The 22,333-nt window shown below is 61.3% G+C and carries 23 protein-coding genes; 12 read left to right on the top strand and 11 right to left on the bottom strand.

Annotation, left to right across the window (positions count from 1 at the left end):
- Positions 1-37 precede the first annotated feature (37 nt).
- The 3 genes from ACSSNI_RS07625 (at position 38) to ACSSNI_RS07615 (ending at position 2,105) form a co-directional block, all read left to right on the top strand.
- The gene (locus tag ACSSNI_RS07625) at positions 38-646 is read left to right on the top strand and encodes a LemA family protein (RefSeq protein WP_102837756.1); all 609 of its coding nucleotides are present in this window, start codon (positions 38-40) and stop codon (positions 644-646) included.
- Positions 643-1,401: a TPM domain-containing protein gene (locus tag ACSSNI_RS07620; protein WP_200636235.1), complete on the top strand. Its 759-nt coding sequence runs from the start codon at positions 643-645 to the stop codon at positions 1,399-1,401. Before ACSSNI_RS07625 ends, ACSSNI_RS07620 begins: the two co-directional genes overlap by 4 nt.
- Positions 1,402-1,487: 86 nt before the next feature.
- Positions 1,488-2,105 (top strand): TPM domain-containing protein, encoded by a 618-nt coding sequence (locus tag ACSSNI_RS07615; RefSeq protein ID WP_200636237.1) that lies wholly within the window; start codon positions 1,488-1,490, stop codon positions 2,103-2,105.
- Between the two features lie 36 nt (positions 2,106-2,141).
- Here the strand turns inward: ACSSNI_RS07615 and ACSSNI_RS07610 are convergent, their stop codons facing one another.
- Entirely contained in the window at positions 2,142-3,419 is a 1,278-nt protein-coding gene (locus ACSSNI_RS07610; RefSeq protein WP_200636238.1) for a tetratricopeptide repeat protein, read from the bottom strand.
- A 148-nt stretch (positions 3,420-3,567) separates the two neighbouring features.
- Between ACSSNI_RS07610 and ACSSNI_RS07605 the strand changes: the two genes are divergently transcribed.
- Positions 3,568-4,611 (top strand): GlxA family transcriptional regulator, encoded by a 1,044-nt coding sequence (locus tag ACSSNI_RS07605; RefSeq protein ID WP_234484316.1) that lies wholly within the window; start codon positions 3,568-3,570, stop codon positions 4,609-4,611.
- A 66-nt stretch (positions 4,612-4,677) separates the two neighbouring features.
- On the opposite strand, the gene ACSSNI_RS07600 is transcribed toward ACSSNI_RS07605, so the two are convergent.
- Positions 4,678-6,645 (bottom strand): AAA family ATPase, encoded by a 1,968-nt coding sequence (locus tag ACSSNI_RS07600; RefSeq protein WP_200636239.1) that lies wholly within the window; start codon positions 6,643-6,645, stop codon positions 4,678-4,680.
- Positions 6,646-6,669: 24 nt separating this feature from the next.
- Between ACSSNI_RS07600 and ACSSNI_RS07595 the strand changes: the two genes are divergently transcribed.
- The gene (locus ACSSNI_RS07595) at positions 6,670-6,804 is read left to right on the top strand and encodes a hypothetical protein (protein WP_267908305.1); all 135 of its coding nucleotides are present in this window, start codon (positions 6,670-6,672) and stop codon (positions 6,802-6,804) included.
- Positions 6,805-7,204: 400 nt separating this feature from the next.
- The gene (locus ACSSNI_RS07590; RefSeq protein WP_102837752.1) at positions 7,205-7,402 is read left to right on the top strand and encodes a hypothetical protein; all 198 of its coding nucleotides are present in this window, start codon (positions 7,205-7,207) and stop codon (positions 7,400-7,402) included.
- A 17-nt stretch (positions 7,403-7,419) separates the two neighbouring features.
- On the opposite strand, the gene ACSSNI_RS07585 is transcribed toward ACSSNI_RS07590, so the two are convergent.
- Entirely contained in the window at positions 7,420-9,513 is a 2,094-nt protein-coding gene (locus ACSSNI_RS07585; RefSeq protein ID WP_200636240.1) for an HD domain-containing phosphohydrolase, read from the bottom strand.
- Positions 9,514-9,629: 116 nt separating this feature from the next.
- Here ACSSNI_RS07585 and ACSSNI_RS07580 point away from each other — a divergent pair, with 116 nt between their 5' ends.
- Both ACSSNI_RS07580 and ACSSNI_RS07575 read left to right on the top strand, forming a co-directional pair.
- The gene (locus ACSSNI_RS07580; protein WP_234484317.1) at positions 9,630-10,103 is read left to right on the top strand and encodes a FecR family protein; all 474 of its coding nucleotides are present in this window, start codon (positions 9,630-9,632) and stop codon (positions 10,101-10,103) included.
- A 5-nt stretch (positions 10,104-10,108) separates the two neighbouring features.
- On the top strand, positions 10,109-10,702 hold the full coding sequence (locus ACSSNI_RS07575; RefSeq protein ID WP_102837749.1) for an OmpA family protein: 594 nt from the start codon (positions 10,109-10,111) through the stop codon (positions 10,700-10,702).
- 5 nt (positions 10,703-10,707) lie between these two features.
- Here the strand turns inward: ACSSNI_RS07575 and ACSSNI_RS07570 are convergent, their stop codons facing one another.
- The 6 genes from ACSSNI_RS07570 to ACSSNI_RS07545 form a co-directional block, all read right to left on the bottom strand.
- Positions 10,708-12,810 (bottom strand): CHASE2 domain-containing protein, encoded by a 2,103-nt coding sequence (locus tag ACSSNI_RS07570; RefSeq protein ID WP_200636241.1) that lies wholly within the window; start codon positions 12,808-12,810, stop codon positions 10,708-10,710.
- Positions 12,811-12,849: 39 nt separating this feature from the next.
- Positions 12,850-13,230 carry a RidA family protein gene (locus ACSSNI_RS07565; protein ID WP_200636242.1) on the bottom strand — a complete coding sequence of 127 codons (381 nt, stop codon included), beginning with the start codon at positions 13,228-13,230 and terminating at the stop codon, positions 12,850-12,852.
- A 92-nt stretch (positions 13,231-13,322) separates the two neighbouring features.
- Positions 13,323-15,431 (bottom strand): bifunctional GTP diphosphokinase/guanosine-3',5'-bis pyrophosphate 3'-pyrophosphohydrolase, encoded by a 2,109-nt coding sequence (gene spoT / locus ACSSNI_RS07560; protein WP_159969240.1) that lies wholly within the window; start codon positions 15,429-15,431, stop codon positions 13,323-13,325.
- Positions 15,432-15,491: 60 nt separating this feature from the next.
- Positions 15,492-15,755, bottom strand: a complete 264-nt coding sequence (rpoZ, locus tag ACSSNI_RS07555) for a DNA-directed RNA polymerase subunit omega (protein WP_021207191.1) — start codon at positions 15,753-15,755, stop codon at positions 15,492-15,494.
- Positions 15,756-15,954: 199 nt separating this feature from the next.
- Positions 15,955-16,575, bottom strand: a complete 621-nt coding sequence (gene gmk, locus ACSSNI_RS07550) for a guanylate kinase (RefSeq protein WP_200636243.1) — start codon at positions 16,573-16,575, stop codon at positions 15,955-15,957.
- Positions 16,576-16,645: 70 nt separating this feature from the next.
- The gene (locus tag ACSSNI_RS07545) at positions 16,646-17,509 is read right to left on the bottom strand and encodes a YicC/YloC family endoribonuclease (RefSeq protein WP_148923927.1); all 864 of its coding nucleotides are present in this window, start codon (positions 17,507-17,509) and stop codon (positions 16,646-16,648) included.
- 214 nt (positions 17,510-17,723) lie between these two features.
- Here ACSSNI_RS07545 and rph point away from each other — a divergent pair, with 214 nt between their 5' ends.
- Positions 17,724-18,446, top strand: coding sequence for a ribonuclease PH (gene rph, locus ACSSNI_RS07540; protein WP_102837743.1), 723 nt, complete (start codon positions 17,724-17,726; stop codon positions 18,444-18,446).
- Positions 18,447-18,462: 16 nt separating this feature from the next.
- Positions 18,463-18,831 carry a DUF4870 domain-containing protein gene (locus tag ACSSNI_RS07535; protein WP_200636245.1) on the top strand — a complete coding sequence of 123 codons (369 nt, stop codon included), beginning with the start codon at positions 18,463-18,465 and terminating at the stop codon, positions 18,829-18,831.
- A 61-nt stretch (positions 18,832-18,892) separates the two neighbouring features.
- On the opposite strand, the gene ACSSNI_RS07530 is transcribed toward ACSSNI_RS07535, so the two are convergent.
- The gene (locus tag ACSSNI_RS07530; protein ID WP_102837741.1) at positions 18,893-19,672 is read right to left on the bottom strand and encodes an exodeoxyribonuclease III; all 780 of its coding nucleotides are present in this window, start codon (positions 19,670-19,672) and stop codon (positions 18,893-18,895) included.
- Between the two features lie 84 nt (positions 19,673-19,756).
- Between ACSSNI_RS07530 and pyrE the strand changes: the two genes are divergently transcribed.
- Positions 19,757-20,398, top strand: a complete 642-nt coding sequence (gene pyrE, locus ACSSNI_RS07525; RefSeq protein ID WP_102837740.1) for an orotate phosphoribosyltransferase — start codon at positions 19,757-19,759, stop codon at positions 20,396-20,398.
- A gap of 368 nt (positions 20,399-20,766) precedes the next feature.
- Positions 20,767-21,351 carry a DUF4124 domain-containing protein gene (locus ACSSNI_RS07520; RefSeq protein ID WP_200636247.1) on the top strand — a complete coding sequence of 195 codons (585 nt, stop codon included), beginning with the start codon at positions 20,767-20,769 and terminating at the stop codon, positions 21,349-21,351.
- 67 nt (positions 21,352-21,418) lie between these two features.
- Here the strand turns inward: ACSSNI_RS07520 and argB are convergent, their stop codons facing one another.
- On the bottom strand, positions 21,419-22,333 hold the full coding sequence (argB, locus tag ACSSNI_RS07515; protein WP_200636248.1) for an acetylglutamate kinase: 915 nt from the start codon (positions 22,331-22,333) through the stop codon (positions 21,419-21,421).

The following is a 22,333-nucleotide window of genomic DNA, read 5'->3' as shown; positions in this document are numbered from 1 at the left end:
ATCCTGTACCCTGGATTTTTGGAAGGACGAGCGGATCATGCAGATGCAGCGTTATCGATTCACCTGGCAACTGACGGTTGTCCTGTTCATGTCCTGGCTGCTGGCCGGCTGTGGCATCAACAACATTCCGCAGTATGACGAGCAGGTGAAATCGGCCTGGGCACAGGTCGAGAACCAGTACCAGCGCCGCGCCGACCTGATTCCCAACCTCGTCGAGACGGTCAAGGGCTTCGCCCGTCAGGAACAGGACACCCTCACTGCAGTGACCGAGGCGCGCGCCAAGGCAACCTCGATCCAGATCAGCGCTGATGACCTCGACGATCCGCAGAAGATGCAGCAGTTCCAGCAGGCGCAGAGCCAGCTGACTGGCGCATTGAGCCGGCTGATGGCGGTGTCCGAGCGCTACCCGGATCTGAAATCCAACCAGAACTTCCTTGCGCTGCAATCGCAGCTCGAAGGCACCGAGAACCGCATCGCGGTCGCACGTCGCGATTTCATCGCCGCCGTCCAGCGTTACAACACCGAGATCCGGACCTTCCCCGGCCGCATCTGGCATACCCTGATGTACGGCGACATGCCCATTCGCGAGAACTTCGAGGCCACAACCGAGAACGCTGAACGGGCGCCGCAAGTGCAATTCCAATGATGCGTACGCTCCCCCTGATCCTCGCGCTGTTGTTCTGGGCGAGCGGCATCGCCGCCCAGAGCGTCGAGCTGCCTGCGCTGACCGGCCGAGTGGTCGATCAGGCCGAACTGCTCGATACGCAGGCCGAGGCGCGGCTGACCAGCATGCTCGCCGCGCATGAACAGGCCAGCGGCGAGCAGGTGGTGGTCGTCACTGTGCCGAATCTTCAAGGCCGCAGCATCGAAGAGTTTGGTGTCGAGCTGGGGCGTGAGTGGGGTATCGGGCAGAAAGACGAGGACACCGGTGCGCTGTTGATCGTTGCGCGTGATGATCGCCGAGTCCGCATTGAAGTCGGATATGGCCTGGAAGGCCGGCTGACCGATGCGCAGTCGTCGGTGATCATCAATCGCATCATCACACCCGCCTTTCGCGAGGGCGACTTCACCCGTGGGATTACCGAAGGCGCCGCGGCCATTATTCAGGTGCTGGGTGGCGATCCGCTGCGGACCGCTGCGCTGCCGCCGGCCATGCCGATGGGTGCGCAGCAGCCGGGCGGGCTCGGCATTCTTGGCTTCTTTCTGATGCTGGTGGCGATTTTCGTCATCGGTGGCGGCCGTGGTGGTCGCGGAGGCGGACGAGGTGCGGGTCGCGCGGTATTACTCGGTGCCCTGCTCGGTGGCATGGGCCGTGGTGGCGGCGGCGGCTTTGGCGGTGGCGGCGGATTCGGCGGCGGTGGCGGCGGCTTTGGCGGCGGCGGCGCTTCCGGTGGCTGGTAGCCGGCACGTGAACTCGATGGGGCCTGCCATGCAGGCTCGCCCCTTCAGATCAGAACGACAAGAGCCTCATCAATGATGGACATGCAATGACCCTTTTGAGCGAAAGCGAACTGCAGCAGGTGGCCGAGGCCATCGCCCGAGTGGAGCGCACAACGGATGCCGAGCTGGTGACCGTACTGGCCGGCCAGTCCGATGACTATCGCTATATCCCGCTACTCTGGGCGAGCTTGATTGCGCTGGTGCTGCCCGGTGCGCTGCTGTTCTTTACCGGTTGGCTGGCAGGCTGGCAGTTGTTGCTGGTGCAATGGCTGACCTTCCTGGTGCTGGCGGTACTGTTTCGTATACCCAAGGTGACCAGTCGATTGATTCCTCGCTCGGTACGGCACTGGCGTGCCTGCAACCTGGCGCGGCGGCAGTTCATCGAACTGAACCTGCATCACACCGACGATGGCACCGGGATGCTGATCTTTGTCTCCGAAGCCGAGCGTTATGTGGAAATTCTGGTGGATCGAGGCATTTCCAGCCGCATCGACAACAGCGCCTGGGAGTCGATCGTCGAAACCTTTACCGCCCATGTGCGCAGCGGACGGGTGCTGGAGGGTTTTGTCGGCTGCATCGATGCCTGCGGCACGTTGCTCCAGCAGCACGTACCGGCAACGCACGAGCGCAACGAGCTGCCGAACCACCTGGTGGTGCTGCCCTGAAGCCGGGATGCCGGCACTGCCGACATCCCTTCTGTCTCAAGCCGCGCTGCGCTGACGAGCAAGCAGCTCGCGTTCGCGCTGCAGGCCTCTCGCCAGACTGTGCTGATCGCTGCGGCGTGCGGCGGTGAGCAAGGTCTGGTCGATCAGGTCGCGCTGGGCGTGGCTGCCGCCAAATACATGAGCCTGACTGCGGACTGGCCTTAGCAAATCCACGCAACGCGCATATTGCCCATCGACGAACGCCGTCACTGCTTCGACCCCTGGACCACCGATCATCGCTGTAAAGCGTGCATTGTCGTCCTCCTGCCGACAGGCGCGCCGCTGCGCTTCGCTTAGCCCGTCGAGCAGGTCGGTACGACCGCTGCAGGCAAACGCCATCGCCGCGTGAAAATCATTGAAGGCGTAACGACCGTCATTGGCCATCGCGGCCCAGCGTTCGGCAACGCCCGTCCAGCGATTGCCGACATCCACACCGCGCAGTTGCAGGCGCCAGAGCAGCGAACTGGCGTCGATCAATTCCATTGCGAGGCTGCCCTGATGGCCATCGATCGGGCCGTCGTAGAGGGCCAGCACCGTTTTAAAATCCTCGTGCTCAAGATAGTGCAGGGCGAGGTGCCACCAATTGTGCACCGCGAGCATGCTGTCCTGCTGCCAGGCCGGGTTGCCTCGCATCCAGGCGATGCCTTCCTCACGCCGGCCCTGCATCTCGAGCACGTGTGCGACGGCGTGCTGCGCCCAGGCATCATCGGGTTGCAGTGACACCGCTTCGCGGCCAACGCGCTCGCCGTGCAGGTAGTCGCCAGATTCTTCCAGCCCAAAGGCGTACATGCCGAGCACGGCGTGATAGCCCGGCACCGAGGATGACCAGTCCGGCAATACCCGCGCGATGCGGTCGCGCAGCATGCGCGCATCCCCGGTGAAGAAGTCCAGCTGATGGCCTGCCTGCAATGCCAGCAGGTCATGCGGATACTCGAGGCTGAGGTCTTCCAGCATGCGCCCGGACGCGTGCCAGCGGCCGTCGATCAACAGTTGCAGCGCCTGAGTATGGCGCGCCTCCCGGTCGTTTTGCGGCAGAGCCCGGGCTTGGTTCAGCGAGGCTTGGGCAACGGGGATTCCAGCCGCTTCGGTGCCTAGCAAATAGAGCCAGGCATTAAGAACGTGGCCCATCACCAGTTCAGGAGAAGCTTCGAGTGCGGCTTCGGTGCTCGCCAGCGAGGCGGTGCGCAGGCAGCGGAACTGCTCCAGCGCCTGGTCAAGCAACGCCTGCGCTTGGCCGTTGCAGCCGGTCAGTTGGTAGCCATGTGCGTCTTTCATTGTTCTATGCTCCATGAGTCCAGTTCGTTGGCAGGTGCCAACGGAGCCCATAGTCGGGGTATGGGGCCGGTCGGACTAAAGCCATCCTGGAAACAAAACGGCCATTTCCGCCATGACACGCTCAGATCATGCTGAAAGACTGCCTCCCTTGACTGTCGCTCTTCTGGCGACACCGGATAGCACGGCTTCGACGCTGTTCGGTCTCTACGATCTGCTGTCGGGTGCCCGCCGCGACTGGCAGCATCTGATCAATCAGACCAGTGTCGATGCGCCTTTGTTGCCGCGGATCGTCAGCCGCGACGGGCAGCCGTTGCGTGTGTACAACGATGTCCTCGTGCACGCCCACGCCAGTCTGGACAGCATGGTCTCGGCCGATGTGGTGATTGTCAGTGATCTGGCCATCAGCCCCTGGGCGCCGCTGGATGATCGCTATGACCGCGAAGCGCAATGGATGCGCGAGCGTTACGAGGCCGGTGCGACGCTGGCTTCGGCCTGCTCCGGAGCCCTGCTGCTGGCGCGTACCGGCCTGCTGAAAGGCTGCGAAGGTGCCTCGCACTGGGGTTATTACGATTGCCTGCGGCGGGAATACCCTGAGGTTCACTGGCAGCCGGACAAAGCGTTGGTTACCGCTGGCGTCGGCCAGCGGCTGGTGATGTCGGGCAGCGGCAGCAGCTGGCATGCGCTGGGATTGTTCCTCATTGCCCGCTTCGTTGGCGCCACGGAAGCCATGGAGGTCGCGCGGATGAATCTGCTCGACTGGGATGCGACCAGTCCGCTGGCCTACGCCGCGATGATGCGCACCAGTCAACTGGCCGATCCGGTCATTGCCCATTGTCAGGAATGGGCTGCTCAACATTACGAGGCCGACGCGCCGGTGGCGGAGATGGTGCGGATCAGTGGACTGCCGGAGCGGACGTTCCAGCGCCGTTTCGCCCAGGCGACCGGGCTGTCACCGCTGGACTACGTGCATACGCTGCGACTGGAGGAAGCCAAGCAATTACTTGAAAGCGGAGACCTCCCGGTTGAAGCGGTCGCCTGGGAGGTTGGCTATCAGGATGCCGGCTTTTTCGGCCGGCTGTTCCGGCGCAAGGTGGGCATGACGCCGGCGCAGTACCGCCGACGTTTCGGTGTGCTGGCGCGGCGTCTGGCCGGGGTGGCGACCATGCAGGCCACGGCAGCAGAACCGCACTGAGCCGCTTGGCATACGACGCAGTGGCGGTCGCCAAGAAGCCCGCATGAGTGATCGCGGGCGTCTGCTTCAGAGCATTCCGGGGCCGTCGTCCTCGGGTTGCTCGACCGGTGCCAGATCAATAAAGCCGTCGTTCTCCATGGCGCTGGCGGCCACCCGGTCGATGCTGCTCATGGCATGGCCGATGATCGAGCTGACGCGGGCCTCATGATGATGCTCGGGCAAGCGCGCAATGGCGGCGAGGACCTCTTCACCCGGCACGGTTTCCTCGGCCAGGAGTTTGTCAGCGATCTCATCCAGCGCCGGCTTGAGCTGCTGCAGCAGGGCCATGCATTCACGGTCGAGCTGCTTGAGCAGGTTGTCGGCCGCGCGGATGGATTCGCCGGAGTCGAACTCGATATGCGCGTCGCGTACCGCCTGCAGACTGAGTAGCGAACCATTCGGGCCCATGCCCAACGCGCCAACCATCGACAGGGCGATCTTGGAGGCTTCCTGCAGATCCTGACCGGCGCCCGAGGACACTTCGTGGAAATACAGCTGCTCGGCCCCACGGCCAGCCAGCAGCATCTGGATGCGGTTGCGCAGTTCGGATTCCATGTGCAGACGCTTGTCCTCGACGGGCGTTACCAGCGTCACCCCCAGCGCCTGGCCGCGCGGCAGAATGGTGACCTTTTCCACCCGACCGGTTTTCAGCGCGGCAGCGACCAGCGCATGGCCGGCTTCGTGCACAGCGATGCGTTTGCGGTCGGTAGGCGACATGGGCGTCACGCCAGAAGGCTGCTCTCCGATGCGGCAGGTTTCCACCGCGTCGACGAAATGCGCCATGCTCACGGACTTTGCGGCGCCTCGTGCGGCGAGCAGGGCCGCATGATTGGCGATGTAGGCGATGGCGGCGGGAGTCAGGCCCACGGTGTTGCGCGCCAATTGTGCGTAGTCCAGATCCTGTTCCGCGCGGATCTTGGCGGCGTACAGGCGGAACAGTGCCTCGCGGTCGTTCAGCCCTGGCAAGCCCACTGCAATGGAGCGGTCGAAGCGACCTTCGCGCACCAGCGCTGGGTCCAGCGAGTTCGGAAAGTTGGTCGCACCCAGCACCAGTACACCGTTGGCGCCGTCGAAACCGTCCATCTCGGCAAGAAACTGGTTGATGATGCGGTTGCTCTCGGCATCGCTGGAGCGCTGCTGTTCAGCGCGCTTGCCGATGCCGTCGATCTCGTCGATGAAGATGATGCACGGCGCCTGCTTGCGCGCGGTACGGAACAGCGCCTTGACCTTCTGGATGCCAACGCCGAAATACATCGAGGAGAAATCGCTGCCGGTCACCTGAATGAAACTGGCATTGGATTCGGTGGCCAGTGCCTTGGCCAGCTGAGTCTTGCCGGTGCCCGGCTCGCCAGTAAGCAGCACGCCTTTTGGCGGGCGCGCACCCAGCGCAGTGTAGGCAGCCGGATCGCGCAGATAGGCGGTGACATCGCTAAGCGCCTGCTTGGCTTCGCTGGCGCCAATCACATCGGCAAAGCTGATGCCGCTGCCTTTGCGTTGGATCGGGAAGGCCTGGCTCTTGATCGCAAGGTAGGTGAGGGCGCCGATCAGCAACAGAATAAAGGGTGCGTAGGGCACGACCGGCTTGTACCAGGGCGCTTCGCCGTCGGTTTCAAACATGGACAGCGGGAACAGCTCGCCTCTGCTGCTGGCGTATTGGTCGAGCAGCAGCTGAGCGACACGCCCGGACTGGTCCGGTACCCAGTAACGAAGCCCATCGTGCAGGCTGATAAACACTGCATCCTTGCCCAGCGCGGCGCTGCTGATGCTGGCGCTACGCAGGTCGGCCATCAATACCGAAAGATCGCGGCGATTGGCTTCCCAGGGATCGGTAGATTGCTGCAGGGCCTCGAGCATGCTGGCCGCAGCGCCAGTCGCAGGGGTGGAGGGAGCAGCTGGCCGCAACTGCCAGAAGGCCACGCACGCGGCGATCAGCAGCAATAGGAAAACAGAGAGCACAGGGCCGCGGCGACCTTGTAGCAGACGTGGTGTTTTCATTTCACATCCAATCGGGAGGGCCCGATGTTCGACAAACAACCGCCGGAGGGCGGACCACAGTTGTTCACGGGAAAGTCCCGCGGCGCCAATTGGGTGGCGCAGCACAGTTCGGGCTTGTTGGATGCGATTTATATGCCGGACTGCGAATCGGGTTGCTGAACGCCGATAGCCGGCGAGAATACGGGAAGTGGCACCATACAAGCGGCTGCACGACGAATGGCAGGCCAGTTTTCGACGAATGACCGCTTGGTTGTGGAACGAAACGGCTGGGGCGGGGACGCAAGCCGTAGCCCGTCACCCGACCAGCTCAAGCGCCGTACTCTTGAACGACGCCGTGAGGTGTGGTCACTCGCGCTTGATCTCCGCTTGTCCATTCGGCTGGCCCGGCCGCGCTCACGCTGTAGTTAAAAAAGCGCCCACTCAGCTCTGAAGAGCGAGATTTATGTGTAAAAACAAGCCGTTCCGATGAGCGGCCTGCTGGACGTCGGCTACCCCGCGCAATCAGGGAGGATTCGTAGTAAATAGCCTGGTTTTTCGCACCCAGAGCATTACCCGCACCATGTCCACCCTGACCGAGTTGGCGCAGCAGATTGCCGCGCTCTATCCATTGCAAGACAAGACCGCAGGCAAGCGTTACCGCATCGTCAGCCAGCTCGCCGGCATGACGGAGTTGGAGGAGATCGGCGGCATGCCGCGCTACGTCGACACCTGCCAACTCGACGACAAGGAACTATGGGATGGTCGCGTCGCCAGCTAATCAAAGGTAAGTGACCGTCAGCTGGCGGCTGCAGTGGGACGCTGCAGAAACTCGCTGATATCTACCTGATCGAGTTGCTCGGGCTTGAGATGGCGATGGCCATAGCTGAGGTGCAGTCCCGATGAGAGGAATAGGGCAAAGAGGTCGGCGTCGATATGGCCGCGATCTCGCAGCCGCGCCAGGATGCGGATCGACTCACTCAGCGGTTTAGCCTTCTTGTAGGGGCGGTCGCAGGCGGTCAGCGCCTCGAAGATGTCGGCAATGGCCATGATTCGTGCGGGTATCGATAGCTGATCGGGCCCCAGTTGCCGCGGATAGCCGGTACCAAGCAAGGTTTCATGGTGGGTGCCGGCATATTCCGGCACGCGCTGGAGGTTCTTGGGAAACGGCAAATTCTCCAGCATGACGATGGTCTGCACGATGTGCTCGTTGACCTTGAACCGCTCCTCGGCGGTCAGGGTGCCGCGGCTGACGCTCAGATTGTAGAGCTCGCCAAAGTTGAACTGATGTTCGGGCACGCTCATCTTGAAGCCGTACTTGGGGTCCAGCGCCTTGGTTTCGGCGCGTGGCATCAGGTGTTCTGGCTTGTCCGACAATAGCCTTTCGGATGCCGGAAGCGGCGTGGCCGGGAAGCCTTCCAGGCGCGTCTCCTCCTCATGGGAAAGGCCCAGCCGGTCATCGAAGTGACGTGTCCAGCGCTGTTCGGCGATGCGCTGCAAGCGCTCGATCCGCTCCGGCGCCATCAGCTCGCCGCCGATGTTGCACTCGGCCACGAAGGTGAACTCCTCCTGCAAACGTGCCACCTCGGCGGCGTGTCGGGTCTCGACGGCTTCTGGTGGTTCGCCGGCCGCCAAGGCGGCGAGACGCTCGATCATGGCGTCGCGTAGCAGGACTTCGAAGCGCATGCGGATCTCATGGATTCGGTTGTAGACCGTTTCCAGCTTGGTTGCCTTGTCGACGATGTGCTCGGGTGTGGTGACCTTGCCGCAGTCGTGCAGCCAGGCGCCGATGCGGAACTCCCGCCACTGCTCGTCGGTTTCGAAGCGGAAGTCCGCCAGCGGACCTTCCGCCGTCGCACTGGCCTGTTCCGCCAGCATCAGCGCGAGCTCAGGTACGCGGGCGCAATGCCCGCCGGTATAGGCGCTTTTGGCGTCGATTGCGCCGGCGAGGATCTCGATCATCGCGTCGATCAGCGCAGTTTGAGAGTCGATGAGGTTGTGGTTCTCCAGTGCGACGGCCGACTGGGAGGCCAGTGCTTCGACGAATCGAAGGTTCTGCCTGCTGAAGCGGGTGACGTCGCCACTGTTGGGGTCGGTCGCGTTCATGAATTGCAGAACACCGAGTACTTCGCCGCCGTGCGCAACCAATGGCACGCAGAGCATCGAAACCGTACGGTAGCCCGATTCCATATCGAAGCGGCGGGTGCCGGAGAGATCGAAGCGCGTCTCGCTGTACACGTCGTCGATGATCACGGTTTCCCTGCGCAGGCCCACATAGGTCGACACGTGCCGCTCGTTGGGCGTGCCCGTGTCCGGATCGTGCAACGGCAGTTCGAATGCAGGTAATTGGTCAGCCTTCGAACGCAGGGTAAAGCGCAAGCTGTCGTGATCGGTCATCAGATAGAGCGTGGCGGCATCGGCGTTACAGATCCGCTTGCCTTGCATCAGGATGTGCTGGAGCAAACGGTGTTTGTCGCGCTCGGATGACATCAGCATGCCGTTTTCGACCAGGCTCGCCAGTTTCTCTTGAGCCTCTTCCAGCGCCTGGTTCTGTGTGTGGATCGAGCGTCGCATGCTGTCGTGCTGGCGGTGCAGCTCGTCGAGCTCGCGAATCGGCGAGTGAGGACTGCTGTGCGGGCTGAAATCGAGCTCGCGGATGCGCCGTGTGTCTTCTGCCAGTGCGCCCAGCGAGCGGCGGATGCTTCCCAGGCACACGAACAGCAGTGGCAGGCTGAGAAACATCAACAGCAGCTCGACAAGCAGCACGCCGCGCAAGTCGAGCCACCCGAAGCCGGCCAGCAGAAGCACCGGCACGGTGGGTACGAGAATGAACATCGTCACCAGTGCTGAGGCCCAGGTCTCGTAGCTGAGCTTGTATTTGCTAGAGGTCATACTGCATCCTGCGGCGATTACTTGACGGAAATGCCAGGAAAACATCGGTGAGCGCAGCCAGAAGCGCGGTGCACCGATTCGCAGGCCATTGGCCGACCACGGAGGTTACATTGATCATGGCCACTAGAAGCGCCCCAGTGGTAAAAATTGCCCGAACTGTGCTTGTCCTTGGCTTTATGGCGGCCTCTGGGCTGGCAGTGGCGGATGACATCAGCGAGCCCGTTGGTTACATCATGAAAGTCCAGGGCGAGGCGACCATGACCAGCCGTGGACAGACCATCGAGGCGCGGGTAGGGCAGGCGGTCATCATCGGGGCGACACTGCGCACCGGTGCCCAGGGGTCGATGGGCGTCACGTTGAGCGACAACACGGTGATGTCGTTCGGTCCCAACAGCGAGTTCACGCTGGATGAGTACCAGTTTGAGCCAGCTCACGAAGAACTGAAGCTGAGCGCGCAAATCAGCCGAGGTACGCTGAACTTCATCTCCGGTGTGATCGCAAAGCTGAAACCCGAGGCGGTCGAGCTGAAAACGCCGACCGGGACCATCGGAGTACGGGGTACGCATTTTCTGGTGAAGGTTAGCGAGTGAGGCGAATGCTACAGAGAACGTTTGCGCTGTTGTGTCTAGCGCTGCTGATGACAGGCTGCGCGACGGGTGACTATGTGGTGTTGCTGGAGAGTCCCGATGGCACCACCGGTGCCGTGGTCATCGAAGATGCACAGGGTCAGACGCGTCTTGATCGCAAGCATCAGGGTGCCGTGATCGGCTCACGGGGCTTCGGCTCTGGGCCTTTCGAGGTTGGCGACATGCGCATCGCTCGCGATTTTTCCGCCGCGCTGGCTGCACAGCCAGCGTTGCCTCAGCGGTTCCAGCTGTACTTCAAGATCGGTAGCGTTGAACTCACCGAAGAGTCTGAGCAGGCCATCGACCAGGTATTCGAGACGATCCGTCAGCGCGGTCCGTCTGCGGTCTCGGTGATAGGTCATACCGACACACTCAGCGGCCCACGCTGGAACGAGCAACTGGGGCTGAGCAGGGCCCAGGCAGTCGCCGAGATGTTGCGTAAGCGTCATATCGATGTGATCGATCTCAGAGTTTCGTCGCATGGTGAGCGCAACCTGCTGATCAAAACCCGTGATGGCGTGTCCGAGCCGCGCAATCGTCGCGTGGAAGTCAGCGTTCGTTAAGAGATCTACTTATCTGTCATCACGATGAGCTCTCCGCGTTGCCCGCTGCGCAACCGATCGAGCTGGTAGCGCACCAGCGCATCATCCTGCCGCTGAATATCCAGCCGTTCGAATGCTCCGAGGGCGTCTTCCTCGTCCTCTGACAGTAGTTTGTGTGCCGCCTCGTACTGAGCGTCCGGTTGCGTTTCGCAAGGCTCGTAAAGGCGGAGCGGCTGCTCCTTACCCTTGAGCAATACATTGCCGACCGGTCGCATCGGCGTGTCGGGGTTGGCATCGCGAATCGCCTGCGACACGCACAGCTCGGTGCCGAAATAACGGTTCACACCTTCGATCCGCGCTGCGACATTGACCGCGTCGCCGAGCGCACGGTAGTCGAACAGCGTCGAGCCACCGAAATTGCCTGCCACTACGTCGCCGCTGTGCACGCCAATGCGAGTGGGGCCAAGCGCAATTCCGGCGGTGTGCTGGGCGGCGGCATGCTTGCGAGTGAACCGGCGAATCTCCAAAGCGCAGGCGAGTGCGCGTTGCTGATGGTCGGGCTGCGCCAACGGTGCGGAGAAAAGAATGGCCATACCGTCGCCCATGATGCGTTCCAGCGTTCCGTGATGGCGGAAGGCGATCTGGATGATGCCCTCCAGATATTCATTGAGCATGCTTACCACTCGCTCTGGCGGTTGCCCCTCCATCAGCCGGGTCGAATCTGTCAGGTCAGTGAAGACGAAGCTGCAGCAGCGCCGCTCGCCACCCAGGCGCAACTGTTCCGGGTGGCGTACCAGATGCTCGACGAGGTTCGGTGAGATATAGCGGGAGAAGGCTGCGCGCACCCAGCGCTGCTGCTGTTCGCTGGCACGATGGCGAGCAATGCTGGCGCCAAGGTAGGTGATGGTCAGACCCAGGCTTGGGCTGAGCGCATCGAACAGCAAGCCATGGCGTGAGTAGGCCCACCAGGCAATGACATTCAGCGTCGCCAGCAGTCCAGCCGATACCAGGGCACCGGTCAGAGCTCCGGTGGTAAGCGTAATGCCACAGAGAACAAGGGCGGCGAGAAGGAGAGTCACAGCCTCGATCGGGTTGGCCCAGTAAGGACGTTGCAGTGGCGTGCCGAACAGTGCCTGCTCGACGGCCTGCGCATGCACCTGTACGCCGGGAAGCATGCCGCCAAGCGGGCTGAAGCGTAGGTCCTGCAGCCCTTGCGCCGAGCTGCCTACCAGCACGACGGCGCCCTGCAGTCTGGGGTCGGGACGTCCTTCGAACAGCTGCCATGCCGGCAAGTTCTGTGCGCTCATGTCGGCGCGATAGTGCACCCAGAGTTCGCCGCGACGATTGGTCGGCAGAGCGATACGGCCGACGCTGACCTGGGCGACGTCACCGCGTGAATCGGCGTCGACGCGGTAAAGATTCTGCTTTAGAAAGACGCGTATCGCTTCGGCCGAAAGCGATGGCAGCAGATAATCGTCAACCTTGATCATCAGCGGCACGCGCCTTACCACGCCGTCCCCGTCCGGCTGGAACGTCATGGCGCCGCTTCCTGCTGCTGCCGATTCCAGTTCTGGCAATGCCGTGGCGGTGCCGGCGTACATCGGAAAGGCGGGGCTACGCCCATCAGCCTGCAGCCGCACGGCGAAGCGGTTGATGGGCGTTGACCGGGTCGGCGCGCGCGTCGCTGCAAAGCCGAGAACACTGGGCTGGCGCTCGAGTGCTTCGGCGAACAGCCGGTCATGATCCGGCAGTTGCTTCAGTTGCGCAGCGAGATCGGAAGGGAGCCATTCGTGGAGTTGCGTCGGGGAACTGCGGTCCGGTTCGGCGAACAGCACGTCGAATACCACAACGGCAGCGCCAGCCTCACGCAGCCGGTCCAGCAGCTGCGCCATCTGGTCCCTGGGCCATGGCCACTGACCGAGACGCGCGAGGCTGTCTTCGTCGATGTCCAGGACCAGCACGTTGGTTTGTGCCGGCGCTGGCCGAGGCTGCCATCGCTGATACTGGTCGAACAGACTGTTGCGCAGTGTCTGCAGCAGCATCGGTTCGGTGAGGTAGAGCACGCATGCTGCCAGCAAGCCAACGCTGACAAGCAGCAGGCGTGGTGCCAAGCGGCCGGGTAGAGTCATCAGTCGCGCTCCCTGCAACCGGCCGACAGGCTGGCCCGATTACTCGAGTACCAGAACGGCGTCCATTTCGACTTGCGCGCCCTTGGGCAGCGCAGCAATGCCGATGGCGGCGCGGGCGGGGTAGGGCTGCTGGAAGTAACGGCTCATGACCTCGTTGACGGTGGCAAAGTTGCCGAGATCGGTGAGGAAGATGTTCAGCTTGACGATATCTTTCAGCGATCCGCCAGCGGCCTCGGCGACGGCCTTGAGATTCTCGAAGACCTGCACGGTCTGGGCTTCGAAGCCATCCACCAGCTCCATCGACTTGGGATCCAGCGGGATCTGACCGGACATGTAAACGGTATTGCCGGCTTTGATCGCCTGGGAGTAGGTGCCAATGGCGGCGGGTGCGTTGTCGCTGTGGATCACGGTCTTGCTCATGGGCTGCTCCGATAGAAGAGTGCGGCCCCAGAGGATACGGGCTGCAGCGAGCGGGCAAAAGCCCCGTGACGAGCGTGGAACTGGCGGAGTCGCTAGGCCTTCATCCGGGTGATGCGCATGACGCCCTTGATGGCGCGAAGCTTCTTGATGACGCGGGCCAGGTGTACCCGGTCGTGAACGCTGACCACCAGCTGGACCACGCTGATGCGACCGTCGCGCTCGTCCATGCCGATCTTCTCGATGTTGCCGTCGGCAGCATTGACGCTTCCCGCCAGCAACGCGATCAGGCCGCGCTGGTGCTCCAGTTCGACCCTCAGTTCGACATTGAACTCGCCGGTGACATCCTTCGACCAGGACAGCTGGATGCACTTGTCCGGGTTGTGCCGTACGTCGGCAATGTTCCGGCAGGTGTCGAGGTGCACCACCATGCCTTTGCCGGCCGACAGATGACCGACGATGGGGTCGCCAGGAATCGGCGTGCAGCACTTGGCATAGTTCAGCACCAGGCCCTCAGTGCCACGGATAGCCAGCGGGCCTTCATCGCTCGGTGCCTGTTCGCCGTCACTGGCGAGCAGACGCCGGGCAATCACATAGGCCATGCGATTGCCCAGCCCGATGTCTTCGAGCAGGTCCTCGATGACCTCCATGTGGTACTCGTTGAGTACCGTGCGGATGCGTTCCTGGGAAATACTTTCAAGGCTGGTTTCGAAACCGGTCAGCGCCTTGTTCAGCAGGCGCTCGCCGAGATTGATCGATTCCGAGCGGCGTTGCAGCTTCAGTGCATGGCGGATATGCGTTCGCGCCTTGCCGGTGACGACAAAGTTAAGCCAGGCCGGATTGGGGCGAGCGCCCGGCGCGGTCACGATCTCAACGGTGCAGCCACTTTCAAGGGCCTGCGAAAGCGGCGCCAGGCGCCGATTGACGCGGCAGGCGATGCAGGTGTTGCCGACGTCGGTGTGCACCGCATAGGCGAAGTCCACTGCGGTGGATCCCTTCGGCAGCTCCATGATGCTGCCCTTGGGGGTGAAAACGTAGACCTCGTCGGGGAACAGGTCGATCTTGACGCTCTCGATGAATTCCAGCGAATTGCCGGCGCGTTCCTGTAACTCCAGCACGCCTTTGAGCCATTGGCGTGCGCGGGCGTGCGTGCCCTTGGGAGCCTCTTCCCCGTTGGATTTGTACAGCCAGTGTGCGGCGATGCCGTTGTTGGCCATCTCCTCCATCTCGCGAGTGCGGATCTGGATCTCGATGGGCACCCCGTGCATACCGAACAGCGTGGTATGCAGCGACTGATAGCCGTTGGCCTTGGGGATCGCGATGTAATCCTTGAAGCGGCCCGGGAGGGGCTTGTAGAGACTGTGTACCGCGCCGAGTACGCGATAGCAGGTATCGACCTTGTCGACCACGATGCGGAAGGCGTAGACGTCCATGATCTCGTTGAACGCCTTTCGCTTGCCGCGCATCTTCTTGTAGATGCTGTAGAGGTGCTTCTCGCGGCCGACGACTTCGCCTGCCAGGCCGTCGCGTTCAAGGCAGTGAGTCAGCGACTGCTCGATCTTTTCGACGATTTCGTTGCGATTGCCGCGCGCGCGACGCACCGCGGCGCGGATCCGCTCCGAGCGCATCGGGTGCATGGCCTTGAAACCCAGATCCTCGAATTCCACGCGCATGGCGTGCATACCCAGCCGGTTGGCGATGGGCGCGTAGATTTCCAGGGTTTCCTTGGCGATGCGTCGACGCTTCTCGCCTGCCAGCACCTCAAGGGTGCGCATGTTGTGCAGGCGGTCAGCGAGTTTGACTAGGATCACGCGGATGTCGCGTGCCATGGCCATGGCCATTTTCTGGAAGTTCTCGGCCTGAGCTTCGGCCTTGGTTTCGAACTTCATCTGGGTGAGCTTGCTGACGCCGTCCACCAATTCGGCGACGGTTTCACCAAATTGTGCGGTGAGCGCTTCCTTGGCAATGCCGGTGTCTTCGATGACGTCATGCAGCATCGCGGCCATCAGGCTCTGATGGTCCATGTGCATGTCAGCAAGGATGTTGGCTACCGCAAGGGGATGGGTGACGTAGGCTTCACCGCTGCGCCGACGCTGACCATCGTGGGCCTGCTCGGCGTAGAAATAGGCACGGCGGACCAAGTTGACTTGGTCGTCGCCGAGATAGGTCGACAGGCGATCAGCGAGAGCGTCTATGGCTGGCAAGGAATTACTCCTCGCCGGCGCTGCACTGTGACTGCGGTTCGACTTCGACCTGGCATTTAATCAGAGGGCCTCGTTGGGCTCTTCCTCGTACTGAACGAACAGCGGTTCGTCGTCGACGATGTCGTCCTGAGCGATGACGTCATAGTCCACCAGGCCGGAAGCGATTTCACGCAGGGCCACGACGGTCGGCTTGTCATTTTCCCAGGCTACCTTGGGCTCTTTGCCACCGGTGGCCAGTTGGCGCGAGCGCTTGGTCGCGAGCATGACCAGCTCGAAGCGGTTATCTACGTTGTCCAGGCAATCTTCAACGGTAACGCGGGCCATGGTGTTCCTCATCAATAACGGTAAAGCGTGCCCGAATGGGCGAGCGGACGGGATAGTCTAAAAAATCACCAGCCAATAGGGAAGCGGTAAAAGCGCAAAGCCACTCCGGGCATCCAGGCTCAAGCAGAAGCGAGAGGCTTCTGCTGCGGCTCGGCGCCAGCCGCCACCCTCATTGCTTACAGTTTTGCAGTCGCCGCTTTCAGGCGAGCAGTTGCCCGAGCAACGCTTCGAAGCGCTGTTGCTGAGCGGTCTGTAGAAGCTGGTTGGCGCGGAAGATGGCCTGCAGATCGATCAGCGCGTGGGCGAAGTCGTCGTTGATCACCAGATAATCGTATTCCACGTAGTGAGTCATTTCGCTCACGGCTTCACGCATGCGTTTTTCGATCACCTCATCACTGTCCTGGCCGCGGTTGGTCAGCCGCTGGCGCAGGGACTCCTGGGTGGGCGGCAGGATGAAGATCGACTTGGCCTGGGGCATCAGACGCCGAACCTGCTGTGCGCCCTGCCAGTCGATCTCAAGAATCAGATCGAAACCTTCGCTCAACGTCTGCTCAAGCCAGCGCTGCGAGGTGCCGTACAGATTCCCGAATACTTCGGCGTGTTCGAGGAATTCGTCGTGCTCCAGGCGTTCCAGAAACTCCTCACGGCTGACGAAGTGGTAGTTGACGCCATCCACTTCTCCGGGACGCATAGGCCGAGTCGTATGTGAAACCGAAACCCGAACCTGCGGTTGCGCATCGAGCAGGGCCTTGACCAGGCTGGTCTTGCCGGCCCCGGAAGGCGCGGAAACGATGTAGAGCGTACCGGTGGAGGCTGCCATGTAATTCTCTTTGCGGATTGCTGACTAGGATCTGGCGGTCTTGGCCCGTCGAGTAGGCCAAGCTTAGTTGCTATTCGATGTTCTGGACCTGCTCGCGCATCTGCTCGATCAGTACCTTGAGATTGACCGCTGCCTGGGTGCTGCGCGTGTCGAATGCCTTGGAGCCCAGTGTGTTGGCTTCGCGGTTGAGTTCCTGCATGAGAAAATCCAGACGGCGACCGGCCGCTCCGCCGGACTTCAAAACGCGGCGTACTTCAGTGACGTGGGTGCCAAGACGATCAAGCTCTTCGGCCACGTCGCTTTTCTGCGCAAGCATCACAAGCTCTTGCTCAAGACGCTGAGGATCCAGCTCGGCGCGCATTTCCACGCAGCGGTCCAGCAGTTTCTGACGCTGCGCCGCGAGCATCTGTGGAACCTGGCTGCGGAGTGTGGCGGTTTCCGTGCCGATGGCATCAAGGCGTTCGTTGATCAGGCGGGCAAGTTCTTCGCCTTCGCGCAGGCGGCCGGCTTTCATCTGCTCCAGCGCCTGATGAAACAATTGCAGAGCGGTGTTGTTGAGTGCTTGCGGGTCCGCAGCGTCGCCGACCAGCACGCCTGGCCAGGAGAGAATCTCAAGCGGGTTCAGCGGCGCGGGCTGTTTGATCATTGCCGCGACGCTTTCAGCGGCAGCGATCAGCTGGCCTGCCCGTTGGTGATCGACCTGCATGGAGCGACCTGCTGCATCTTCGGCAAAGCGTAGGGTGCATTCGATCTTGCCGCGGGATAGCCCCTTGCGCAGTGCTTCGCGAATGGCGCCTTCGAGGTCGCGGAAGGACTCGGGCAGGCGCAGGTGCGGTTCAAGGTAACGGTGATTGACCGAGCGGATCTCCCAGCTCAGGGTGCCGTGCTCGCCGGCCTGCTCGGCACGGGCGAAAGCGGTCATGCTGTAGATCATGGGGAACCTCTCGATGCGGTGGCGAAAGGCGGAGGATTGTAAAGGAAAACGCGGTCAGTGACGCCGGTGCATAGTTAACTGCCGTCAAGGCCGTTTGGCGTATAGGGTGCTCGATTCAGTCGCTGGCTCGTGAGTCGAGTGGCTCGACGGTGGCCCTTACCGTAGGTCAGGCCTCTATAATGCAGGTCAATTCACTCAGAATCAGGAAAGCCTCATGAAGCGTCCCAGTGGCCGCGCTGCCGATCAGCTGCGATCGATCCGCATTACTCGCAACTACACCAAGCACGCCGAGGGTTCGGTTCTGGTGGAGTTCGGCGACACCAAGGTGATTTGTACCGCCAGTATCGAGAATGGCGTGCCGCGCTTCCTCAAGGGGCAGGGGCAGGGCTGGCTAACTGCGGAATACGGCATGTTGCCGCGAGCTACTGGCGAGCGTAACCAGCGTGAAGCCAGTCGCGGAAAGCAGGGCGGGCGCACCTTAGAAATCCAGCGATTGATCGGCCGTTCACTACGGGCATCGTTGGACATGAGCAAGCTGGGCGAGAACACCATCTATATCGACTGCGACGTGATACAGGCGGACGGCGGTACGCGTACTGCATCAATTACCGGAGCGATGGTGGCGCTGGTCGATGCGCTGAAGTTGCTGAAGAAGCGCGGCGGGTTGAAGGGCGGCGATCCTCTCAAGCAGATGGTCGCGGCTGTCTCGGTAGGGATGTATCAAGGTGAGCCGGTCCTGGATCTTGACTACCTGGAGGATTCGGCCGCCGAGACGGACCTCAACGTGGTGATGACCAGTGGCGGCGGTTTTATCGAGGTGCAGGGCACCGCAGAGGGCGCGCCGTTCCAGCCGGATGAGCTCAATGCCATGCTTGGTTTGGCTCAAGCCGGTATGCAGGAGCTGTTCGCTCTGCAGCAGGCCGCGCTGGCCGACTAATCAGAAGGAGAACGCCATGTCTGACCAAGAATTGATTCCGGTACCGTCTGCCCAAGTGCGGCAATGGGCCATGTTCTGTCATTACTCGGCGTTCTTCTGGTTTCTGGTGCCGATGATCGGCAACGTCCTGGGGCCGTTGATCGTCTGGCAGCTGAAGAAGGATATGGATCCGTTCGTCGATGAGCAGGGAAAAGAGGCGCTGAACTTCCAGATCACCTTCAGTATTTTGCTGATGATCTGTGGCGTGTTGGCCTGGATACTTATCGGTTTTCCGCTAATGGCGCTGATCAGCGTGGTAGCTCTGGTACTGGTTGTGATTGCTGGCATCCGTGCCAACGAGGGCAAACCCTATCGTTATCCGTTCTGTTGGCGGATCGTTAAATAGGGTTTAGCTCAGATTGTCCCAGCCAGCGCGCGCCTAGGTCAGGCGCGTGCTTGTTGAGTAGTTAGAGGCTCAGCGTCCAGTCGTAATCCACGACCAATGGGGCGTGCTGGGAGAAGCGCGGCTGGCGCGGCAGGCGGGCGTTACGGACGAAACGGCGCATGCCGGATGTCAGGATTTGATAATCGAATCGCCAGCCGAGGTTGAGCATCTGAGCCTGCTCGGTATCGGGCCACCAGCTGTAGAGATCGCCCTCTCGAGTGACTTCGCGCAGCGCATCGATGTAACCCATGTTGCCAAAAATCTCATCCAGCCACGCACGCTCGGGCGCTAGAAAGCCAGTCGCCTGCTGGCAGTCGCGCCAGTTCTTCACATCCAGCTTCTGATGCGCGACGTATAGTGAGCCGCAATAGATATATTCGCGACGCTTGCGGCGCTGCTTGTCGAGGTAATGGGCGAAATCGTCCATGAATTTGAATTTCTGATTTAGGTCTTCATCCCCGCCACGGCCGGTTGGCAATAGCAGCGTGGCGATGCTGACCTTATCGAAGTCGGCCTGCAGATAACGGCCGTAACGGTCGGCAGTTTCGAATCCGAGGCCCATGATCACAGCCTTCGGCTGCAGCCTGGAGTACAGCGCGACACCGCCCTGTTCGGGGATTTCAGCATCGACGGTATAGAGAAAATAGCCGTCAAGCTGGTAGGCCGGATCGTCGAGTTCTACTACAGAGGCGCGGGTATCCTGCAGGCAGATGACATCGGCATTCTGCGCTTGCAGCCAGCTGAGCAAACCCCGCTGCGCCGCCGCTTGAATGCCATTCACGTTGACGCTGATGATCCGCATAAATGGCCCCTAAAAACACGTGTGTGTATGATAACCCAAGCTCTTTGCAATTAGCTAAATCAGTGTCTTCCGGGAATATTCTTCATGCAGGCGTATCAGCGCGAGTTCATTCGCTTCGCCATCGAGCGCGGGGTTTTGCGCTTCGGTGAGTTCACCCTGAAGTCCGGGCGCACCAGCCCCTACTTCTTCAATGCCGGATTGTTCGACAGTGGCGCGGCGCTGGCACAATTGGGCCGCTTCTACGCCGCAGCGGTTGCCGACAGCGGCATCGATTTCGATGTGATCTTCGGGCCAGCCTACAAAGGTATTCCTCTGGCGGCGGCGACGGCCATCTCCCTGGCTGAGCATCACCAGCGTGACCTGCCTTGGTGCTTTAACCGTAAGGAAGCCAAGGATCATGGCGAAGGAGGTACGTTGGTCGGCGCGCCTCTTAATGGTCGCGTGCTGATCGTCGATGACGTGATCACCGCAGGGACCGCTATTCGCGAAGTCATGCAGATCATTCAGGCCCAAGGTGCGCAAGCCGCTGGCGTGCTGATTGCGCTGAATCGACAGGAGCGGGGCCAGGGTCAGCTGTCTGCCATTCAAGAAGTAGAGCAGGACTACGGCATGCCCGTCGTGAGCATTGTTTCTCTCACTCAGGTGCTGGAGTTCCTGGGACAGGATGAGCAGCTCAAGCGGCACTTACCTGCCGTCCAAGCGTACCGCGACCAATATGGCATCTGAGAGCGGCCCGTCATGCCTGTTAAGTTGACCTGATCAACGGGTTTCCGCTGTGCCTGATTTTTGTCAGTTACTGACCAACTGTGGCTGCCCCGGCGTCCGGAAGCGGTCGTCAGTGCGGCGCTGTGGTAGCCGGCTGGCTCCCTAGTGTAATTAGCCGGGCCGCTTCGGTCTGGCGTCGCCCTGCCAAGCACCTTGCGACTCACGCTTGACCGTTGCTTTGTAAACCAACGGACAGGTCCGCGCAGTTGGTGTGCTTATTGCTGCGCAACTGTGCCTGGGTTTGTATAAGCTGAGACCCTTCGGCATTAAGAAGAAACAGGCATTTGGACTCGCAGTGCCGCACGCACCGATACGGAAGAGGCTGAAGTATGCGAATAGGGAGCAGCGCACTCTTGCTGTTGGGTTTACTGGCCTCGACGGCAGCGCAGGCTGAGCTGTATCGGTATGTCGATGACAAGGGCGTTGTGGTCCTTGATCGACATGGTGTGCCGCCGCAGTTCATTGGTCGCGGTTATGAAGTCCTCAACGACCAGGGCCGCGTGACGCAGGTTGTGCCACCAGCGCCGACAGCGCAGGAACGCAAACTGCTGCTGGAAGCCAAAGCCCGAGCTGAGACTGATGCACAGTTGCTGAGACTGTATGCCAGTGTCGCTGATGTGGAACGTGCCAAGGCGCGCAGGCTGTCCGAACTCGACAGCATTATCGGTATCACTCGCGGCAACCTCCAGTCTCTGCGGACGCAACAGGCGAACCTGCAGAGTCAGGCGGCCAACCATGAGCGTGCTGGTCGGAAAGTGCCCGAGCAACTACTCGTACAGATCGACAACCTCGCCAAAGAGCAGGCCAGCCTGAGACGGGATGTCGAACGCTACAAGCAAACCCGAAAGCAGGCCGAAGTGAGCTACGGTCTGGAACGTGAGCGAGTGGCCGAGTTGCTCGGTCAGTCGGAGTAGCAGGTAAACCCAGACGAAAAAAAAACCCGGCTTTTCATCCGAGAAGCCGGGCTTTTTCATGGTTTTTTCAGTGAGGGGCTGAAGCCTTTCGATTGGTGATCAGCGTGCCCACGCCGATGTCGGTGAAGATTTCCAGCAACACCGCATTGGGTACGCGGCCATCGATAATGTGTGCACTGTGCACGCCGCCTTGGACCGCATCCAGTGCACAGCGAATCTTTGGCAGCATCCCGCCGTAGATCGTGCCGTCGGCGATCAGGTCGTCGACTTGCGCGGTGGTCAGCCCGGTCAGGACCTGGCCCTGTTTGTCCATCAGGCCGGCAATGTTGGTCAGCAACATCAGCTTTTCGGACTGCAACGCCTCAGCGACCTTGCCGGCCACCAGGTCGGCATTGATGTTGTAGGACTCGCCGTCCGGACCAACGCCGATGGGCGCAATGACCGGAATGAAATTGCCGCGGACGAGCATTTCCAGCAGCTCGGTATTGACCCCGGTGACTTCGCCAACCTGGCCGATGTCGATGATTTCCGGTGAGGTCATTTCAGGTGTCTGACGCGTGGCCTTAAGCTTTTTCGCGCGAATCAGCTTGGCGTCTTTACCTGTCAGTCCGATGGCTGCGCCACCGTGCTGGTTGATCAGGCTCACGATGCTCTTGTTGACCTGGCCGCCGAGCACCATCTCCACCACGTCCATGGTCTGGCTGTCGGTGACCCGCATGCCGTCGATGAAGTGGCTTTCGATGTTCAGGCGCTTGAGCAGGTCGCCAATTTGCGGGCCGCCGCCGTGCACCACCACCGGGTTGATGCCTACCGCTTTCATCAACACGATGTCGCGCGCAAAGCCGGTTTTCAGCTCCTCGCTTTCCATCGCATTTCCGCCGTACTTGATGACCAGCGTCTTGCCGACGAATCGGCGGATGTAGGGCAGCGCTTCGGAAAGGACCTGGGCGAATTGGGTGGCGGCTTCACGGCTGAGGGTCAT

The organism is Stutzerimonas tianxiuensis, from assembly GCF_053470365.1.
The sequence above is the reverse complement of the archived record's forward strand: the minus strand, read 5'-3'. Positions and strand labels throughout refer to the sequence as shown.

Bases quoted from the DNA above. Each gene is read 5' to 3' on its own strand.
- ACSSNI_RS07590 (WP_102837752.1), top strand. From the start codon at position 7,205: ATGTCCACCCTGACCGAGTTGGCGCAGCAGATTGCCGCGCTCTATCCA.
- ACSSNI_RS07600 (WP_200636239.1), bottom strand. From the start codon at position 6,645: ATGAAAACACCACGTCTGCTACAAGGTCGCCGCGGCCCTGTGCTCTCT.
- ACSSNI_RS07565 (WP_200636242.1), bottom strand. From the start codon at position 13,230: ATGAGCAAGACCGTGATCCACAGCGACAACGCACCCGCCGCCATTGGC.
- ACSSNI_RS07585 (WP_200636240.1), bottom strand. From the start codon at position 9,513: ATGACCTCTAGCAAATACAAGCTCAGCTACGAGACCTGGGCCTCAGCA.
- ACSSNI_RS07625 (WP_102837756.1), top strand. From the start codon at position 38: ATGCAGATGCAGCGTTATCGATTCACCTGGCAACTGACGGTTGTCCTG.
- ACSSNI_RS07580 (WP_234484317.1), top strand. From the start codon at position 9,630: ATGGCCACTAGAAGCGCCCCAGTGGTAAAAATTGCCCGAACTGTGCTT.
- ACSSNI_RS07575 (WP_102837749.1), top strand. From the start codon at position 10,109: ATGCTACAGAGAACGTTTGCGCTGTTGTGTCTAGCGCTGCTGATGACA.
- ACSSNI_RS07615 (WP_200636237.1), top strand. From the start codon at position 1,488: ATGACCCTTTTGAGCGAAAGCGAACTGCAGCAGGTGGCCGAGGCCATC.
- ACSSNI_RS07530 (WP_102837741.1), bottom strand. From the start codon at position 19,672: ATGCGGATCATCAGCGTCAACGTGAATGGCATTCAAGCGGCGGCGCAG.
- argB (WP_200636248.1), bottom strand. From the start codon at position 22,333: ATGACCCTCAGCCGTGAAGCCGCCACCCAATTCGCCCAGGTCCTTTCC.
- rpoZ (WP_021207191.1), bottom strand. From the start codon at position 15,755: ATGGCCCGCGTTACCGTTGAAGATTGCCTGGACAACGTAGATAACCGC.
- rph (WP_102837743.1), top strand. From the start codon at position 17,724: ATGAAGCGTCCCAGTGGCCGCGCTGCCGATCAGCTGCGATCGATCCGC.
- ACSSNI_RS07545 (WP_148923927.1), bottom strand. From the start codon at position 17,509: ATGATCTACAGCATGACCGCTTTCGCCCGTGCCGAGCAGGCCGGCGAG.
- ACSSNI_RS07620 (WP_200636235.1), top strand. From the start codon at position 643: ATGATGCGTACGCTCCCCCTGATCCTCGCGCTGTTGTTCTGGGCGAGC.
- ACSSNI_RS07595 (WP_267908305.1), top strand. From the start codon at position 6,670: ATGTTCGACAAACAACCGCCGGAGGGCGGACCACAGTTGTTCACGGGA.
- ACSSNI_RS07535 (WP_200636245.1), top strand. From the start codon at position 18,463: ATGTCTGACCAAGAATTGATTCCGGTACCGTCTGCCCAAGTGCGGCAA.
- pyrE (WP_102837740.1), top strand. From the start codon at position 19,757: ATGCAGGCGTATCAGCGCGAGTTCATTCGCTTCGCCATCGAGCGCGGG.
- ACSSNI_RS07570 (WP_200636241.1), bottom strand. From the start codon at position 12,810: ATGACTCTACCCGGCCGCTTGGCACCACGCCTGCTGCTTGTCAGCGTT.
- ACSSNI_RS07610 (WP_200636238.1), bottom strand. From the start codon at position 3,419: ATGAAAGACGCACATGGCTACCAACTGACCGGCTGCAACGGCCAAGCG.
- ACSSNI_RS07520 (WP_200636247.1), top strand. From the start codon at position 20,767: ATGCGAATAGGGAGCAGCGCACTCTTGCTGTTGGGTTTACTGGCCTCG.
- gmk (WP_200636243.1), bottom strand. From the start codon at position 16,575: ATGGCAGCCTCCACCGGTACGCTCTACATCGTTTCCGCGCCTTCCGGG.